The organism is Salinivibrio proteolyticus (assembly GCF_001996165.1).
Taxonomy (GTDB): Bacteria; Pseudomonadota; Gammaproteobacteria; order Enterobacterales; family Vibrionaceae; genus Salinivibrio; species Salinivibrio proteolyticus.
Window position 1 is genome coordinate 120,226 of the sequence record NZ_MUFP01000004.1, and the last position, 16,722, is coordinate 136,947.

Annotated in this window: 16 protein-coding genes; 3 read left to right on the forward strand and 13 right to left on the reverse strand. The window is 51.2% G+C overall.

Annotated elements, in window-relative coordinates:
* Positions 1-27: 27 nt before the first annotated feature.
* From BZJ19_RS03965 to azu, 10 genes are all read right to left on the reverse strand, one after another.
* Complete coding sequence (locus tag BZJ19_RS03965; RefSeq protein WP_077674671.1) at positions 28-801, reverse strand: phosphoadenylyl-sulfate reductase; 774 nt, start codon at positions 799-801, stop codon at positions 28-30.
* Positions 794-2,509 carry an assimilatory sulfite reductase (NADPH) hemoprotein subunit gene (gene cysI, locus BZJ19_RS03970; protein WP_077674672.1) on the reverse strand — a complete coding sequence of 572 codons (1,716 nt, stop codon included), beginning with the start codon at positions 2,507-2,509 and terminating at the stop codon, positions 794-796. The genes BZJ19_RS03965 and cysI overlap by 8 nt, the downstream gene beginning before the upstream one ends.
* On the reverse strand, positions 2,509-4,314 hold the full coding sequence (locus tag BZJ19_RS03975) for an assimilatory sulfite reductase (NADPH) flavoprotein subunit (protein ID WP_077674673.1): 1,806 nt from the start codon (positions 4,312-4,314) through the stop codon (positions 2,509-2,511). Before BZJ19_RS03975 ends, cysI begins: the two co-directional genes overlap by 1 nt.
* A gap of 156 nt (positions 4,315-4,470) precedes the next feature.
* Positions 4,471-4,701, reverse strand: coding sequence for a thymidylate kinase (locus BZJ19_RS03980; RefSeq protein ID WP_235608138.1), 231 nt, complete (start codon positions 4,699-4,701; stop codon positions 4,471-4,473).
* A 122-nt stretch (positions 4,702-4,823) separates the two neighbouring features.
* Positions 4,824-6,332: an acetaldehyde dehydrogenase ExaC gene (exaC, locus tag BZJ19_RS03985; RefSeq protein ID WP_077674674.1), complete on the reverse strand. Its 1,509-nt coding sequence runs from the start codon at positions 6,330-6,332 to the stop codon at positions 4,824-4,826.
* A 212-nt stretch (positions 6,333-6,544) separates the two neighbouring features.
* Positions 6,545-7,189, reverse strand: a complete 645-nt coding sequence (locus BZJ19_RS03990) for a TIGR04219 family outer membrane beta-barrel protein (RefSeq protein WP_069589680.1) — start codon at positions 7,187-7,189, stop codon at positions 6,545-6,547.
* Positions 7,190-7,358: 169 nt separating this feature from the next.
* Positions 7,359-7,622, reverse strand: coding sequence for an envelope stress response protein PspG (pspG, locus tag BZJ19_RS03995; protein ID WP_069589681.1), 264 nt, complete (start codon positions 7,620-7,622; stop codon positions 7,359-7,361).
* Positions 7,623-7,784: 162 nt separating this feature from the next.
* Entirely contained in the window at positions 7,785-8,813 is a 1,029-nt protein-coding gene (gene dusA, locus BZJ19_RS04000) for a tRNA dihydrouridine(20/20a) synthase DusA (protein WP_077674675.1), read from the reverse strand.
* Between the two features lie 184 nt (positions 8,814-8,997).
* A complete protein-coding gene (locus tag BZJ19_RS04005; RefSeq protein ID WP_077674676.1) occupies positions 8,998-9,930 on the reverse strand; it encodes a glycosyl transferase family 90 in 933 nt (310 codons plus the stop codon).
* Positions 9,931-10,046: 116 nt separating this feature from the next.
* The gene (gene azu / locus BZJ19_RS04010) at positions 10,047-10,493 is read right to left on the reverse strand and encodes an azurin (RefSeq protein WP_077674677.1); all 447 of its coding nucleotides are present in this window, start codon (positions 10,491-10,493) and stop codon (positions 10,047-10,049) included.
* Between the two features lie 283 nt (positions 10,494-10,776).
* Between azu and zur the strand changes: the two genes are divergently transcribed.
* On the forward strand, positions 10,777-11,220 hold the full coding sequence (gene zur / locus BZJ19_RS04015) for a zinc uptake transcriptional repressor Zur (RefSeq protein ID WP_069589686.1): 444 nt from the start codon (positions 10,777-10,779) through the stop codon (positions 11,218-11,220).
* Between the two features lie 29 nt (positions 11,221-11,249).
* Positions 11,250-11,714, forward strand: coding sequence for a chemotaxis protein CheX (locus BZJ19_RS04020; RefSeq protein WP_069589687.1), 465 nt, complete (start codon positions 11,250-11,252; stop codon positions 11,712-11,714).
* Positions 11,715-11,782: 68 nt separating this feature from the next.
* Here the strand turns inward: BZJ19_RS04020 and pgi are convergent, their stop codons facing one another.
* Positions 11,783-13,438: a glucose-6-phosphate isomerase gene (gene pgi / locus BZJ19_RS04025; protein WP_077674711.1), complete on the reverse strand. Its 1,656-nt coding sequence runs from the start codon at positions 13,436-13,438 to the stop codon at positions 11,783-11,785.
* Between the two features lie 230 nt (positions 13,439-13,668).
* Here pgi and BZJ19_RS04030 point away from each other — a divergent pair, with 230 nt between their 5' ends.
* Entirely contained in the window at positions 13,669-14,100 is a 432-nt protein-coding gene (locus tag BZJ19_RS04030; protein WP_069589688.1) for a secondary thiamine-phosphate synthase enzyme YjbQ, read from the forward strand.
* Positions 14,101-14,109: 9 nt separating this feature from the next.
* Here BZJ19_RS04030 and alr read toward each other — a convergent pair whose 3' ends face one another.
* Positions 14,110-15,240, reverse strand: a complete 1,131-nt coding sequence (gene alr, locus BZJ19_RS04035) for an alanine racemase (RefSeq protein WP_077674678.1) — start codon at positions 15,238-15,240, stop codon at positions 14,110-14,112.
* On the reverse strand, positions 15,230-16,621 hold the full coding sequence (locus BZJ19_RS04040; RefSeq protein WP_077480277.1) for a replicative DNA helicase: 1,392 nt from the start codon (positions 16,619-16,621) through the stop codon (positions 15,230-15,232). The genes alr and BZJ19_RS04040 overlap by 11 nt, the downstream gene beginning before the upstream one ends.
* Positions 16,622-16,722 lie beyond the last annotated feature (101 nt).

A 16,722-nucleotide genomic window follows, 5' to 3' on the forward strand; every position in this document is an offset into this window, starting at 1 on the left:
GCATGTAAGTCACACAGAGCAATACGGCTAAATACCTGCCCCATCGTTGACATCATCTTCGTGCAGACCACATTCTCGTTTCAAACCGAAAAAGCGGGTTTGCTCCTCGCTCATGCCGGGCTCTAACCGCTGAGTGGTATGCACATCACCCGCGGAGACATAACCTTGCTCCCACAAAGGGTGGTAAGGCAAGTCATGCTCGGTCAAATAAGCGTGTACCTGTTTATTGCTCCAATCCACCACGGGCAAAAACTTAAATACACCGTGCTGCACGCTTAAAATGGGTAAATGCGCACGCGATTGCGACTGTCCGTGACGCAACCCTGAGAACCATGTACCGGCATTGAGCTCGGTCAATGCTCGCTTCATCGGCGCCACTTTATTGATCTGGTTATAGCGCGTGATCCCCTCAACTCCCTGCTCCCACAGTTTGCCATAGCGAGCTTCTTGCCATGCAGGGCTCAAGTCAGAGCGATAGACGTTGAGATTGAGCTTTAAACGCGCCTGCAGGTGATCAATAAATTGGTAGGTTTCTTGGAATAAGTAGCCGGTGTCGGTCAGGATCACCGGAATGTCCGGCTTCACCTGACTGACCATATGCAGCATCAATGCCGCTTGTATCCCGAAGCTGGAGGACAGCACAAACTGTCCGTCCAGATGTTCCAACGCCCAGCGAATGCGCTGCTGCGCGGTGTACTGCTCGAGCTCAGCGTTAATTTCAGCCAGCGCAAGCGTCTGCTGACTTTTATTCATCGCCACCAGATCGGCGCGGTTCAGTGCAGAATAAGCCGTATCAGGCATAAAAGTCCCTCTTCGATACATGCACAGGTGCAATCACGTCGGTACGAATCAAGAAGTCACCAAAATGCTCGCCTTCTTGACGTTCTCGCGCCCAGCGGCCAATCAAGGTATCTAACTCGGCCAAGATTTCTTGGTCGGTGATATTTTCTTTGTACATTTTGGGAATACGTGTGCCTTCCCAGTTACCTCCCAAGTGCAGGTTATAGCGGCCGGGCGCTTTGCCAACTAACCCTACTTCCGACAACATGGCGCGACCACAACCGTTCGGGCAACCGGTGACACGCAGGACAATCGGATCATCTTGCACTTGATGCTTTTGCTGAATTTTCTCTACTTGCGTAACAAAATCCGGCAAAAAGCGCTCCGCTTCGGCCATCGCCAGCGGACAGGTTGGGAAAGAAACACAGGCCATCGAATTGGTGCGCTGCACACTGTGCGCATCATCAATCAGACGGTAGCGGCGAGCGAGCGCTTCTATTTGGTCTTTTTGCGCTTCAGGGATCCCAGCAACAATCAAATTCTGGTTGGCTGTCATCCGAAAGTCGCCTTGGTGAACCTTAGCAATCTCAGCCATCCCGGTTTTCAGCGGTTTTTCTGGCGTATCACGTAAACGGCCATTTTCAATAAACAGTGCCAAATGGTATTTACCATCAATGCCTTTGGTCCAGCCTAGACGATCGCCACGCCCAGTAAAGGTATAAGGCCGGCTGGGTGCAAAGCTGACGCCAGCACGCTTTTCCACTTCCGCTTTAAACGTCTCAACGCCGACGCGGTCAAGGGTATACTTGGTTTTGGCATTTTTACGATTCGAGCGGTTCCCCCAGTCTCGTTGGGTCGTCACCACTGCCTCTGCAATCTTCAGCGTATGCTCAAGAGGGATAAAACCGAAATCATCTGCGCGACGTGGATAGGTACTGGTGTCACCATGGGTCATGGCAAGCCCGCCACCGACGAGTACATTGAATCCAACCAGTTGGCCCTTCTCGGCAATGGCAACAAAGTTCAGGTCATTGGCGTGCACATCCACATCATTTTGCGGGGGGATCACCACGGTGGTCTTAAATTTACGCGGTAGATAACGCTTACCTAAAATCGGCTCATCATCTTGCTTACCTTCCACTTTTTCGCCATCCAGCCAAATCTCCGCGTAAGCGCGTGTTTTAGGCAGTAAATGTTCACTGATCCGCTTGGCCCAATCGTACGCTTGCTGATGAAGTTCAGACTCAACAGGGTTCGAGGTACACAGGACATTACGGTTTACATCCCCCGCGGTGGCAATCGCATCGATCCCATATTTGTTCAAGGTTTGATGCATCATTTTGATGTTGGGTTTCAATACACCATGAAACTGAAACGTTTGACGGGTGGTCAAACGGATACTGCCGTACAGGGTATTTTCTTTGGCAAATCGGTCGATAGCCAGCCACTGCTCGGGCGAGATGATCCCCCCCGGCATTCGGGCACGCAACATCACATTGTGTAAAGGCTCAAGCTTTTGTTTTTGTCGCTCAGCTCGAATATCGCGATCGTCTTGCTGATACATGCCGTGGAAACGGATCAACTGAAAGTTGTCATCCGTAAAACCGCCAGTGATCGGGTTGGTAAGATCCTCACTGATGGTGCCACGTAAAAAGTTACTGTCATCTTTTAATCGCTCGTTATCGGCGAGGGGCCCCAGTGTGTCGCCCGTAAATTTTTGCTCACTCATTAGTACACATCCCTTTGATAGCGCTTATCTTTGCGCAATTCATTAATAAAGGTCTCAGCGTCTTCTCGGCTCAACTGACCTTGGTGCTGGGCAATGTGAATCAGGGCATCATGCACATCTTTTGCCATGCGATTCGCATCCCCACAGACATACACATACGCGCCGTTTGACAGCCACTGCCATACCTCACTGGCGCGCTCGAGTAATCGGTGCTGCACATACACTTTTTCTGCTTGGTCACGGCTAAATGCCACATCCATGCGAGTCAGCAGACCGGATTTCAGGTACTGCTGCCATTCAACTTGATAGAGGAAATCATCGGTGAAAGTGCGATCGCCAAAGAACAGCCAATTATCGCCGCTGGCTTCTCGCTGCTCTCGCTCTTGCAAGAAAGCTCGGAATGGCGCAATGCCCGTGCCAGGGCCAATCATGATGATGGGCGTATCGTCATTGTCGGGAAGTTTGAAGTTATCGTTGTGCTCAACAAACACTTTGACTGAGCCAATCGCTTCAGCCCGTTGGGTTAAAAAGCCCGAGGCGCCACCTTGACGCAACGCACCTTGCTCCTGTTCATAGGCCACCAAGCCGACAGTCAGGTGAACTTCGTCTTCCACTTCCGCTTGGCTTGACGCGATGGAATACAGCCGTGGCGTCAGACGACGTAACACCGACTGCAGTTGCTCGGCATTTAGCTGCACGTCAGCAAGGCTAAGTACATCAATCACTTGGGTTTGATTGGCATAATCACGCAGCGAGGCTTTGTCTTCGGTGAGCGCGGTCAATGCCTCATTTTCAGTCAACGCCGCGAGCGCTACGATTTGTTGCGGGTTAGAGACGGTAATTTCATAATGCTCAATCAAGGCCTCACGAATTGAGATAGCACGACCGTCAATCTCAATGGTCTCGTCACCGTTCAAGCCGACACGCGCCAAAATCGCATCCGCCAACTCTGGATCGTTTTGATACCACACACCGAATGCATCGCCGGGCTGATACTGGATCCCTGAATCCCCTAGATCGAATTCAAGGTGATAAACGGCTTTATCTGAACCTCGACCAGTAATTCGCTGGCAGGCGAGTAGTTCAGCCTCATAAGGCGATTGTTTGGTATATGCGCTGGTTGCCGCTGCTGTTTGACGAATTGGCACCACTTGCGCGTCGCCACTGGCCTGAAAGTGCTGCTTCACTTCCGCTAGGGTTTGCTCTCGCCACGCGCTCGCGGTGGCTTCATAATCCACATCACAATCAAGGCGCGCCACCATCGGCTTAGCACCCAGCTTTTGCAAAAAGGTGTCAAAGTCTTTTCCAGTTTGGCAGAAGTACTCATAACTCGAATCGCCCAGACTCAACACGGCATAATGAAGATGGTCGAGCTTGGGTGCCTTTTTCGATTGCAAAAACTCATGCAGAGCAATGGCATTATCAGGCGGCTCACCCTCGCCATTAGTTGATGCCACGATCACCACATGGCTCTCTTTGCTAAGCTGCTTGCCTTTATAGTTATCTGCAGCCACCAGCTTTGCAGGGATCCCTGCCGCTTGTGCATCGTGATGCAGCGCTTCTGCCACGCCCTTGGCATTGCCGGTTTGCGAGGCGTAAATAATGGTTAAGGTATGATTCGGGCTGGCTTGGGCGTCAGCGCTGGGAGACGCAGCCGTGGTGGTGGGTGATTGGCTCAGTCCCCAAAAATAGCCACTGATCCAGGCCAGCTGCTGAGGTGACAGCTCAGCCACCGCTTGCTGCAACTGGCCGATCTGCTGATCGTTCAGCGGGCTAGTCAGCCCAGAGAGTTCCTTAAGTAACATGGTGACGACATTCCTTGCTTACATTGCGTGAATGCTAGCGTAACCGCACCAATTAATAACAAGAAAGAATAGATATGAATGTTTTATAACTTTTAGTAAGAAGAGGGGGCGCACAAAGGCGAGTGTTGATACGCTTCAACACAGAGGTGTGACGGGTCAATCCGCGATGCGAACTTGGTCAAACCCGATTTGTAATGCGTTTAGCGTGGCTTGGTCAATATCGGTAAAGCACTGCTCAATGCCTTCCGCATCGGTCAACGCCATAATACTGCCACCCGTGTGGCGACATTCCACGACCCAACCTTCACTGTCTAATGAAGGCTCCACCATCACCTCAACCAGCAGCTTTTGGTGGTATAAGGCACGTAATTGCTCGGCTGTCATCATTATTCTGCCTACCTACTTGCTCACTTACTGAGCTTAGTATCAGATAAGCAGGCTCGCCAGATCCAGCCAGACAGCCTTGGGGGTGTAACCAGTGCGGCTTACTGCCGCACTGGTCGATTCGATCAGAAAAAACCCAGTGGATTGATGTCGTAACTGACCAGCAAGTTCTTGGTTTGCTGATAGTGGCCAAGCATCATTTTATGGGTCTCTCGTCCGATACCGGACTTTTTGTAGCCTCCAAACGCGGCATGCGCCGGATAAAGGTGATAGCAATTGGTCCAGACACGACCCGCTTGGATCGCTCTCCCCATCCGATACGCACGGTTCATATCACGGGTCCACAACCCTGCGCCTAGCCCGTATTCGGTGTGGTTGGCAATCGCTAAAGCTTCCGCCTCATCTTTAAAGGTGGTCACCCCAATCACGGGGCCAAAAATCTCCTCTTGGAACACCCGCATATTGTTGTGCCCTTTTAATAGTGTCGGCTGCACATAATAACCGCCGCCCAAGTCTTGATGACTACCACCAATTAATACCTGCGCGCCCTCTTCTTGACCCACTTTCAAGTAGCTCATGATCTTATCAAACTGTTCATCAGACGCTTGCGCCCCCACTTGGGTCTCGGTGTCGAGTGGGTTGCCTTGTTTGATCTTGCCTGCGCGCTCAATCACGCGGGCAATAAAATCGTCGTAGATACTTTCTTGGATCAGTGCGCGTGACGGACAGGTACACACTTCGCCTTGGTTGAAAAAGCCCAGCAGCAAGCCTTCTACCGCCTTATCGATATAGGCATCCTCTTGCTGCATCACGTCTTCAAAATAAATGTTGGGCGATTTGCCCCCCAGCTCTACGGTGGAAGGAATGAGGTTTTCTGCTGCGCAGCGCAGAATATGATGCCCCACAGGGGTAGAACCGGTGAATGCCAGTTTGGCAATCCGTGGCGATGTAGCAAGCGCTTGTCCAGCTTCGGCGCCATAACCATTGACGACGTTCACCACACCAGCGGGCAGAAGATCGCCAATTAACTCCATCAATAGCAAAATGGTGGTCGGGGTTTGCTCAGCCGGTTTTAGCACCACGCAGTTCCCTGCCGCCAGCGCGGGGGCAAGCTTCCACGATGCCATCAGCAACGGAAAGTTCCACGGTATGATTTGTCCTACCACGCCTAGTGGCTCATAAATGTGGTACGCCACCGTACCTGCATCCAACTCTGCCGCGGTGCCCTCTTGGGCACGAATACAACCGGCAAAATAACGGAAATGATCCGCACAAAGGGGAATATCGGCGGCCAAGGTTTCGCGCACGGCTTTGCCGTTTTCCCACGTTTCTGCCACCGCCAGCATTTCCAGATTCGCTTCAATGCGATCAGCAATTTTTAACAAGATATTGGCGCGCTCGGTAACCGAGGTTTGCCCCCACGCTGTTTTTGCTTGGTGGGCAGCATCCAGCGCAAGGTCGATGTCTTCTGCGCTTGAACGCGGCACTTCAGCCACCGTTTCACCGGTACACGGCGATGTGTTGGCAAAATACTGCCCCTTCACGGGTGGCACCCATTCACCACCAATATAGTTATCGTAACGCGGTTTAAACTGCACTACAGCGCCTTCGGTGCCGGGCTTTGCGTAAATCATAGCGATTCCTTATTCCATGTCAGAGTGGATGGCGGAGCAATCACTGCTATCTCCTTGCCGTGTCACAGAGGTAGCATGCCAACGTTTTTTCGCACTGGGTATTGGCGGAAAGTCGAAGTGAGAGCCATCCCACAATCGCTATTAGCCTGATTTTAAGTATAAAAAAACCGCGCCTAAGCGCGGTTTCAATGTTGGGGTAACGCAACCATCGATTAAAAGTCGAGTTCTGCACCGACAAAGAAGCCCGTCAGATCCAGTTTGCCATCATTGTTATCAAAGTAATCAAAGTCATGCTCGATCATGCGATAGCCACCACGTACGTTAAGATCGGCAGCAACAAGGCCCAACTGATACTGAACACCGGCTTCGGCATCCAAGGTGCTGGTACCATCAAACTCACCTTTGCTCACGGTCGCAAATACGAATAGTGGTGTGCCCACTAACCCGAGACGCGCATCGGCATACACATTAGGTTGCCACTCATCAAAGCTTTGACCACCAAATTTGCCCGATTGGAAACGCTGCATATTGATGCCCGCGTCAACCGAGACAAGATCGTTGTCTAGTAGCTCGTAATACGCCACAAAGTCAATTTGATCAAARCTGACATCAGGGTTATCCACGCTAACTGAGGTATGGCGGATCTTCGCATTAGGGATCAGTGGTAAAGGATGTTCAATCGCGGCGTAATACGATCCTGAGGTGCTCGCATCATCGGCTTCAACATTGTTGACATCCGCATCCATGAACCAGGCATCCGCCCCTACTTTACCGCCCGCAAGGGTCGCAGCCTGAGAAGGCATGGCCATCAACGCGGTTAGCGCTGCGGCGGCAAGCGTCATTGAAGTCGTTTTCATGAAACTCTCCACATTGTCGATAAAAAAGTGTCGTCACGCGGAGGCGGCAAAGCCATGCCTTGTCGCCGGTAGATAAGAATGATAGCAAGCTTTATGCCCAGATGGCGCTATTCGCATGTTTACCTGCTGGTTTCTCGTGCAGCAAGCCACATTTTTTCACCGAAAAGGCTTAGCGACGACGGTAACGCGCCCAACGACGTTCACGAACAATCACTTCTGGCTCACCTTTGCGTTGGCGACGGTTACGCTTGAGCAACCAGACAATCGCGGCGATCACCAACAACCAAGGCAACAGTTTAAGCAAGGTGCCAATCATGCCCGCGACCATCATGACCGCGAAGCCAGCCAACATAGCCAGCACCATTCCCATGATGCTCACACCCGTCATAAATAACACAGCCGCAAAGCCAATGAGGAATAGAATTTCGATCATTACGATCTCCTTGTCTTGATAGCGAGACAGACTTTGCAGGTTTCAGGCCAGTTTGTCACTTGGTTTTTTATCCATTTATTCAATGAGTTGCTCAGCATGCTCCGTGCCTTACGACGCATTTCGTCAAATTTATCACTAATAAGTAGTTATTTTGGCCACGTTTTACGCGTCCAACCAATCGTCAGGAATATGACTCATGGCGGTGGTCAGCACCTCAATACCGGCTCCCGGTTTATGCGCATTCTCGCTGATATAACGGCGCCACTGGCGCGCGCCCGGCATGTTTTGGAATAACCCTAACATGTGGCGGCTAATGTGATTAAGCTGCGCACCTTGGCGTAACTGTTGCTCGATATAGGGGAACATGTCTTCAACCACTTGGCGACGACTCACACGAGCCTGCGCGCGACCAAACAAACGCTGATCGACATCCGCCAATAAGAAAGGATTTTGATACGCCTCACGACCGACCATCACCCCGTCCAGATGCACAAGGTGCTGCTCGGCTTCTTCAAGGGTTTTCACGCCACCATTAATAGCCATGACCAAATGTGGAAAGTCTTTTTTAAGCTGATACACACGCGGGTAATCCAGCGGTGGAATTTCACGATTTTCTTTGGGGCTCAGGCCTTTCAACCACGCTTTACGCGCATGAATCGTGAACATATCACAGCCGCCTTTTTCACTGACGATGCCCACAAAGTCGGTCAAAAATTCGTAGCTATCTTGCTCATCTATACCAATGCGAGTTTTCACCGTGATGGGCACATCAGTCACTTCGCGCATCGCAGCCACACACTGCGCCACCAGCTCAGGCTCAGCCATTAAGCACGCCCCAAACCGCCCGTTTTGCACCCGATCTGACGGGCAACCAACGTTGAGGTTAATTTCATCATAGCCACGCTCGGCTGCCAGCTTGGCGCACGTTGCCAGATCCGCCGGATCCGATCCCCCCAGCTGCAACGCAACCGGATGCTCCTGCTCGTTGTAAGCTAAGTAATCCGCTTTACCATGAATGATCGCACCCGTGGTGACCATCTCGGTAAACAGCAAAGTATGCCCTGATAATAAGCGATGAAAATAACGGCAGTGACGATCGGTCCAATCTAGCATGGGCGCAACAGAGAAACGCTGCATCACCGTTTTTGGCGTCACATCAGGGCTGGCGGCGGTTTTGCTGGGGTTAGTCATGGTCTCGAATCTCTGCAAATTACGTTAAACGACAGTCATTTTCGACAGGCGGACGCGGATTATACACATTGCATCGGTAAGATTTAAGCAGAACCATCCCGACTGACCACGAGGCAGAAGAAAAGCACAAGCTAACAGTATGGCAGCCGTTATGATGGTTTAAACCAAACCAGCCCCTGTGCTTCTATAGCTGCTGCGAAAGCCGAAAGTATTTCTCTGCCACTAAGTAGCTGATCACTGCTTCTTTTTGTCGGTCGCGGAATTGATTTACCCACTGATGGGCATTGTGAATGATCGCTTGTGCTTCATGCGGATAGGTGAGGTAATGATCGATTACTGCCTCTAGGTTGGAAAAGTCTGCGTTCACCTCAGCATAGTGAACCCCGGGGATTAATTGGCCCTCCATAAACCAAGTTTCATACTCCAGCGGCGGTGAGAGGCACAGCGAGTTGGACGACAGTATCCATTTTAAATTGGTTGCAACGTCTTTCCCTTCCACACTGAGAATAAACTTATGCTGTAGCTGCGCTTGCGGTGTTAGCGGGTCTTTTCGATAGGCTTGGTCAGTCTCATTCGCGGGGCGGGTATCTCCGACATCAATGATAGGATGCGTGTAAAAGCGGCGAAGAAGTTCGCGACGCTTGTGATTAAAGCAGCGTCCACGCCATACCGCGCTATCGCGTTTTTGCCCAAACGGTACGGGATCATCAATAAATTGAAAATGGCGCACCGCATTGAGCTTGAGTAGTACGGCGTTTTGATTGTCGCCATGAATGGGACGGCTTTTTACAAAGGCTGGCGTAAGTGGCGGTTGCGTGACATCGCCGCCTAAGTAATGCAAAAACAAGCCGTTGGGGAACCAGCGCATCACTCGCAATATATCTAAAAAATACACCGAGCCGTGATCTTGTCTCACTCGGCCCGTCTGATGATCGCAATATTGCTCCGACAAACAAAAAGGGGCATTCAAACGGTTGTAATAACTGACACGTTGGTCGATATCAGATTGATGCTGCTGATAAATGGGCAACAGTTGCCGGCACATCCATGTGCGATACCAATCATTAGGGATCGCATTGAGTGCCAAGTTATAACTATAGTAGCGGAGTTTTTTCACCCTCTTGCTCCGTCAATCCGTCTGCGGACATCGATTTACCGCAAAGCCTAGTCGAGCAAGATGACGAGCAAATGAAATGGCGAGAGAGCCTGTTGCTCGCTCTCTCGCGACAAGACTTATTCGATGGTGAATTTGCCTTTCATCACAGTCCAGTGGCCTGGGAAAGAGCAGAAATAGGTTAAGTCTTTGCCTTTCAGTCCTTCAGTTGAGAAGGTAATCGTGGTGCTTTCGCCGCCGCCAATCAATTTGGTATGCGCCAAGATGCGATCATCGCCTTGTGGCAGGTAATCGTTATTTGGGCCGGCACCCGCGCCTTTCATGGCAATGTCTTGAAGGTTAGACGTTTCTGACAGCACCCAGTTGTGGCCCATCGAGGTCACAGGCATGGAGCCTTGGTGCTCTAGGGTTAGCGTCACTTCACTGCAGCTTGCTGGCACGGATAGCGATGTTTGATCGTAGGCCATTTTATCACCGGTGGTGACAGTTAACTCACACTCGTTGGCAGCCGCTTGCGTGGAAATAGACGCGAACGCCAGTGCGGCGAGGGCTAACAGTTTTTTCATCGGTACATACTCCTGTTATGGATGTAAAGGTATGTTTTTTATGCTTGTGGCACGGTGTCATCATACGGACTCACTACAAGAAAACAGTTAGCCGATTCAAAGATCAGCAGATTGTTAACTGTTTTTATTTTGCTCAATACTGTGAGAGGTCTGATCGCGATCAAGCGATACACGTAAAGGTGTTTACAGGTGTGTGATAACGCATAGGATTAAAGACAGACAGGGTGCGCTGACCAGTGGCTATGATAAGATAACAAACTGACTGTCAGCACTTTGAGGCGCTATGACCAATACCACTGGGTTACTGCACCGCGCACAGCAGCTTTGTGAGCAGCGAGGAGTAAGGCTTACTCCACAACGTACGCGCGTTTACGAAATTATTGCCAACTACTCACGCGCCATCAGTGCCTATGAGTTGCTTGATGTGTTGCGCGAAACAGAACCACAAGCCAAACCCCCAACTGTCTATCGTGCGCTAGACTTTCTATTAGCGCAGGGGTTTGTACATAAAGTGGAGTCAACCAACAGCTACATCGCTTGTTGCCATTTGGGGCACCAAGGACATTGCTCACAACTGTTGATTTGTGATCAATGCGGTACGGTCGAAGAGTGCCACACCGAGGAGCTGTCGGATGCATTGCGTGAAAAGGCGCAGCAAGTGGGCTTTCACGTACAACACCATGTGATTGAAACGCATGGCACATGTGCACAGTGCTTGGCTCAATAACATTGAATTGATTAGGACGGACATTCTTTATGGAAGCACAATTCGTCAACCCATTCCTGACCTCGCTGATTAACGTGCTGCAAACCATGGCACAGTTAGATATTCAGCCTGAGAAGCCTCACCTAAAGAAATCCGAGATCGCTAAAGGGGATGTTTCTGGGTTAATCGGTATGGTTGGCCCACAAACCAAAGGGTCGTTCTCAGTGACCTTTGACGAAGATATGGCACTGGAGATCATGTTTCGCATGCTCGGTGAGCGCGCAGACTCGATCAACGAGGAAGTCACTGACATGGTGGGTGAAATCACCAATATGGTGACTGGGGGTGCCAAGCGTATTCTGTCAGAAAAAGGCTTTGAGTTTGAGATGGCCACCCCAGTGGTGGTGTCTGGTAAAGGTCATACCATCAATCACAAAAGCGATGGGCCTGTGATTATTATGCCGTTTAAATCGCCCCACGGTACGGCCTTCATTGAAATCTGCTTTGATCACTAAGACGGCACACCTCGATATAAAAACGCCGCGCAATTGCGCGGCGTTTTCTCGTTTCACCGGTTAAGCAATTACGCTTGGCGCCATTGCTTAAAGGTGTTGATCAAGCCATTGGTTGAGCTGTCATGGCTGTCGATTTCGTTATTATCGTTCAGCTCTGGCAGGATGTTGTTTGCAAGCTGCTTACCTAGCTCAACGCCCCACTGATCAAAGCTGTAGATATTCCAAATCACACCCTGAGTGAAGATTTTGTGCTCGTACATCGCAATCAACGCGCCCAAAGTATATGGCGTGATTTGATTGACCAGTATAGAGTTCGTCGGACGGTTGCCCTCAAACACTTTAAACGGTGCGATCGCAGCAATTTCATCGGCTGATTTACCCGCTTTTGCTAGCTCGGCTTCCACTTGCTCTCGACCTTTGCCAAATGCCAGTGCTTCGGTCTGAGCGAAGAAGTTAGCCATCAATTTAGCGTGATGATCGCCAATCGCGTTGTGACTATGCACTGGGGCAATAAAGTCACATGGGATCAACTTGGTGCCTTGGTGGATCAGCTGATAGAACGCATGCTGACCATTGGTACCCGGCTCCCCCCAAATAATTGGGCCGGTTTGATAGTCAACCGGATTACCGTTGCGGTCCACATACTTACCGTTTGATTCCATATTGCCTTGTTGGAAATAGGCAGCAAAACGGTGCATGTATTGATCGTAAGGTAAAATGGCTTCTGATTCTGCGCCGTGGAAGTTGTTGTACCAAATACCAATCAGTGCCAACAGCACCGGCATGTTCTGCGCCATCGGTGCGGTTTTGAAGTGGTTATCCATTTGATGCGCACCGTCAAGCAGTGCAACAAAGTTGTCGTAACCTACGCCCAAACAGATAGAAAGACCAATCGCCGACCACAATGAGTAACGACCACCCACCCAGTCCCAGAATTCGAACATGTTGGCCGTATCAATACCAAACTCAGACACCGCTTTTGCGTTAGTAGAAAGCGCGGCAAAGTGCTTCGCCACTTGGCTTTCATCCCCTGCTGCGTTCATAAACCAATCACGCGCTGTATGGGCGTTGGTCATGGTTTCTTGGGTGGTAAAGGTTTTTGATGCCACCAAGAACAAGGTGGTTTCTGGATTTAGATCTTTTAACGTTTCGGCGATATGCGTGCCATCCACGTTAGAGACAAAGTGCAGGTTCAAATGGTTTTTGTACGCGGCGAGCGCTTCGGTCACCATGTAAGGACCAAGATCTGAGCCACCGATACCAATGTTAACCACATCTGTAATCGCTTTGCCGGTATAGCCTTTCCATTCACCGCTGATCACACGCTCGGAAAACGACTGCATCTGCGCCAGTACCGCGTTCACTTTTGGCATCACATCTTCGCCATCCACCATGATAGGTGTATTGCTGCGGTTACGCAGTGCTGTATGGAGAACGGCACGATCTTCGGTGCGGTTGATCTTCTCGCCGTCAAACATCGCGCTGATCGCGTCCGCCACGCCGGTTTCATCCGCCAGTGCCAGCAGCTTGGTCAGTGTTTCTTCACTGATCAGGTTTTTGGAATAATCCAACAGAATGCTGTCTTCGAATTGGGTCGAGAAATGAGCGAATCGCTGTGGGTTGTCGGCAAAAAGATCCGCCAGTGTGTAGTCCTGTGCTTCTTCAAAGTGGGCGGTCAGTGATTGCCACGCCACGGTTTGAGTGGGATTAGTTGTCTTTAGCATCATGGTCATCCAAATCGCGTTGTGAATGCCGCTGTTAGCGTAACAGCCGGCAAGGATCCTGTAGTGTCTCAGCGTCACCACGCTGTTCGCGGTGGCAATTGGAGTAATATTACATAATCACAGCCAGATTCTCACATGCAATTGCTGTGAGAGGGTTGCGATTAATCATAGAATAGTTGGATAAGCCTTGAGCTTTTCGCTCACGACGAGGATCACAACAAGGACTGCTTATGTGGTATCAAACTGAAATTCAATTGCGCCCACGCCCGCGGGGCTTTCACCTGATTACCGACGACATTGTCTCGGCACTGCCTATCCTCGATGAGATTGATATCGGGATGGTACAGGTGTTTATCAAGCATACGTCGGCGAGTTTGACCTTGAATGAAAATGCGGACCCCACGGTGCGCCAAGATATGGAAGCGCACTTTAACCACTCAGTGCCAGAACGCGCGCCCTATTATCAGCATACCTATGAAGGCGATGATGACATGCCGGCGCACCTTAAAGCATCGTTGCTAGGCGCAAGCGTCACGGTTCCCATCAGCCAAGGTCGACTTAATCTCGGTACATGGCAAGGGATTTATCTGGGTGAGCATCGCGATCATGGCGGTACACGCACCTTGGTGGTCACTGTGCAAGGTGCGCCCCGTACCGCTTAACATGAAAAGCTATACCGCGGCGTCATCGGCCGCGTTCAAGGGAAGATATTGACGAGGCACGCGACCAGTGACTTGGCACACTAATTCATAGCCAATGGTATCGACCAAGCGAGCAATGCGCTCGACGGGAAGCTCAGGCCCCCAAAGTACCGCTTCGTCACCCACTTTATCGGTCGCATCTGGGCCCAGATCAACGGTGATCATATCCATCGATACGCGCCCAGCCAGGGGCACTTCGCGGCCATTTAGCCAAACGGGAGTGCCGTCAGGTGCAGAGCGTGGATAGCCATCGCCATAACCGATGGCAATCACGCCAATCAAGGTATCGCGCGAACTGCGCCAACGCGCGCCATAGCCTACCGGCTCGCCCGCTTTCAGTTCGCGAACCGCCATCACCCGGGAAGTCAATCGCATTGCCGGTTTTAGGCCCAGCTGTTCGCCAGTCAGTTCAATTCGTGACGAAATGCCATATAAACAAATGCCGGGACGCACCCAGTCAAAATGACTTTGCGGCCAAAACAAGGTCCCCGACGAGGCTGCCAGCGACCGCTCTCCGCTTAGCCCTTCCGTTACCTGTATGAAGGTATCTATCTGTGCTTGCGTAATCGGATTATCCAGCTCGTCCGCGCAGCCAAAGTGGCTGAGAAAGCCAATGTCAGCGGCCACATTGTCGCAAGCATTGAGGGCGGCGAGTGCTTCCGGTACTTGCTCAGGCTGAAAACCTAAGCGGTGCATGCCTGAGTCGACTTTTAACCACACGGGTAACGGCTCACTTAGCGAGGCACGAGTCAGCATCGCCACTTGCTCTTTACAATGCACGGTTGCTGTCAATTGGTGAGAAACCAATAACGGCAGTTCATCCGCTTCATAAAACCCTTCCAGCAAGACGATGGGCAATTGGATCCCAGCACGACGCAACGTCAATGCTTCTTCCACCCGTGCCACACCGAAAGCATCGCTAAACGGGGCCAAGGTGGTGGCAACAGACGCGAGCCCATGCCCATAACCATCGGACTTCACCACCGTCATCACTTTACTGTGAGGCGCTTTACGGCGCATCACTTGGATGTTGTGCACCATCGCCTCGGGATCAATCAAGGCACGAGCTGCATTGGTCATGGTAGACAGATCACTCATCATCAAACGCGGGTCCTGCATAGTTATCAAATCGCGAATACTGCCCTTGGAAGGTGAGACGCACACTACCAATCGGACCGTTACGCTGTTTACCAATCAGGATTTCCGCAATCCCTTTCATCGCACTTTCTGGGTTGTAGACTTCGTCGCGGTAAATAAACATGATCAAGTCGGCATCTTGCTCAATGGCGCCCGATTCACGCAAGTCCGAGTTTACCGGGCGTTTATCCGCCCGTTGCTCCAATGAGCGGTTTAGCTGCGATAGCGCCACCACCGGCACGTTCAGCTCTTTCGCGAGCGCTTTGAGCGAGCGAGAAATCTCGGCAATTTCAAGGGTTCGGTTTTCTTGTAAACCCGGTACACGCATCAATTGCAGGTAGTCGACCATGATCATACTCAGACCGCCATGTTCACGTGCAACGCGACGGGCTCGCGAACGCACATCGGTCGGTGTCAAACCGGAGCTGTCATCGATGTACATGTTCTTTTTCTGCATCAAGATCCCCATCGATGAGGAGATGCGCGCCCAGTCTTCATCATCAAGCTGACCGGTCCGGATCTTGGTTTGATCGACGCGCGAGAGCGAGGCCAGCATACGCATCATCAGCTGTTCAGCCGGCATCTCGAGCGAGAAAATCAACACGGGTTTTTCTTGGTCCATCGCCGCGTTTTCACACAAGTTCATCGCAAAGGTGGTTTTACCCATCGATGGACGTGCCGCAACAATGATTAAGTCAGACGGCTGTAAGCCGGCGGTTTTCTTGTTCAGGTCAGTAAAGCCTGTCGATACGCCCGTGACACCATCTTGCGGTGACTTAAAGAGCTCTTCAATACGCTCCAGTGTCCTACTCAACACCGAGTCAATATGCTGCGGCCCTTCGTTTTCACTGGTTCGAGATTCGGCAATCGCAAACACCTTGCTCTCGGCCATATCGAGCAGATCTTCCGAGCTACGCCCTTGCGTGTCATAGCCCGCATCGGCGATTTCATTGGCTACCCCAATGAGATTACGCACCATGGCACGCTCTCGCACAATATCGGCGTAAGCAATAATGTTGGCCGCACTGGGGGTGTTTTTCGCCAGCTCCGCCAAGTAAGCAAAACCACCCACATCGTCGAGCGTGCCCGCTTTTTCAAGGTGCTCAGAGAGGGTGATCAAATCTAGTGGCTTGCCTTCATCGAGCAAGGTCTTGGTCGCATCGAAAATTAATCGATGGGGGCGACTGTAAAAGTCATGGCTGACGACTTTTTCCGCAACCGCATCCCAGCGCTCGTTATCCAACATCAAGCCACCCAGCACGGACTGCTCGGCTTCAATGGAATGTGGCGGTACTTTGAGATTAGCGACTTGTTGATCTTTTGCGGGTTTACGATTGTCTGCCATAACGAACTCACCTATTACTGATGGGCGCCATTATACCCGCTGTCCTAGCGAGACGCTGCCCTGTCAGCCATTTTTTTCCAAACGCTGAATAATCACCGCGG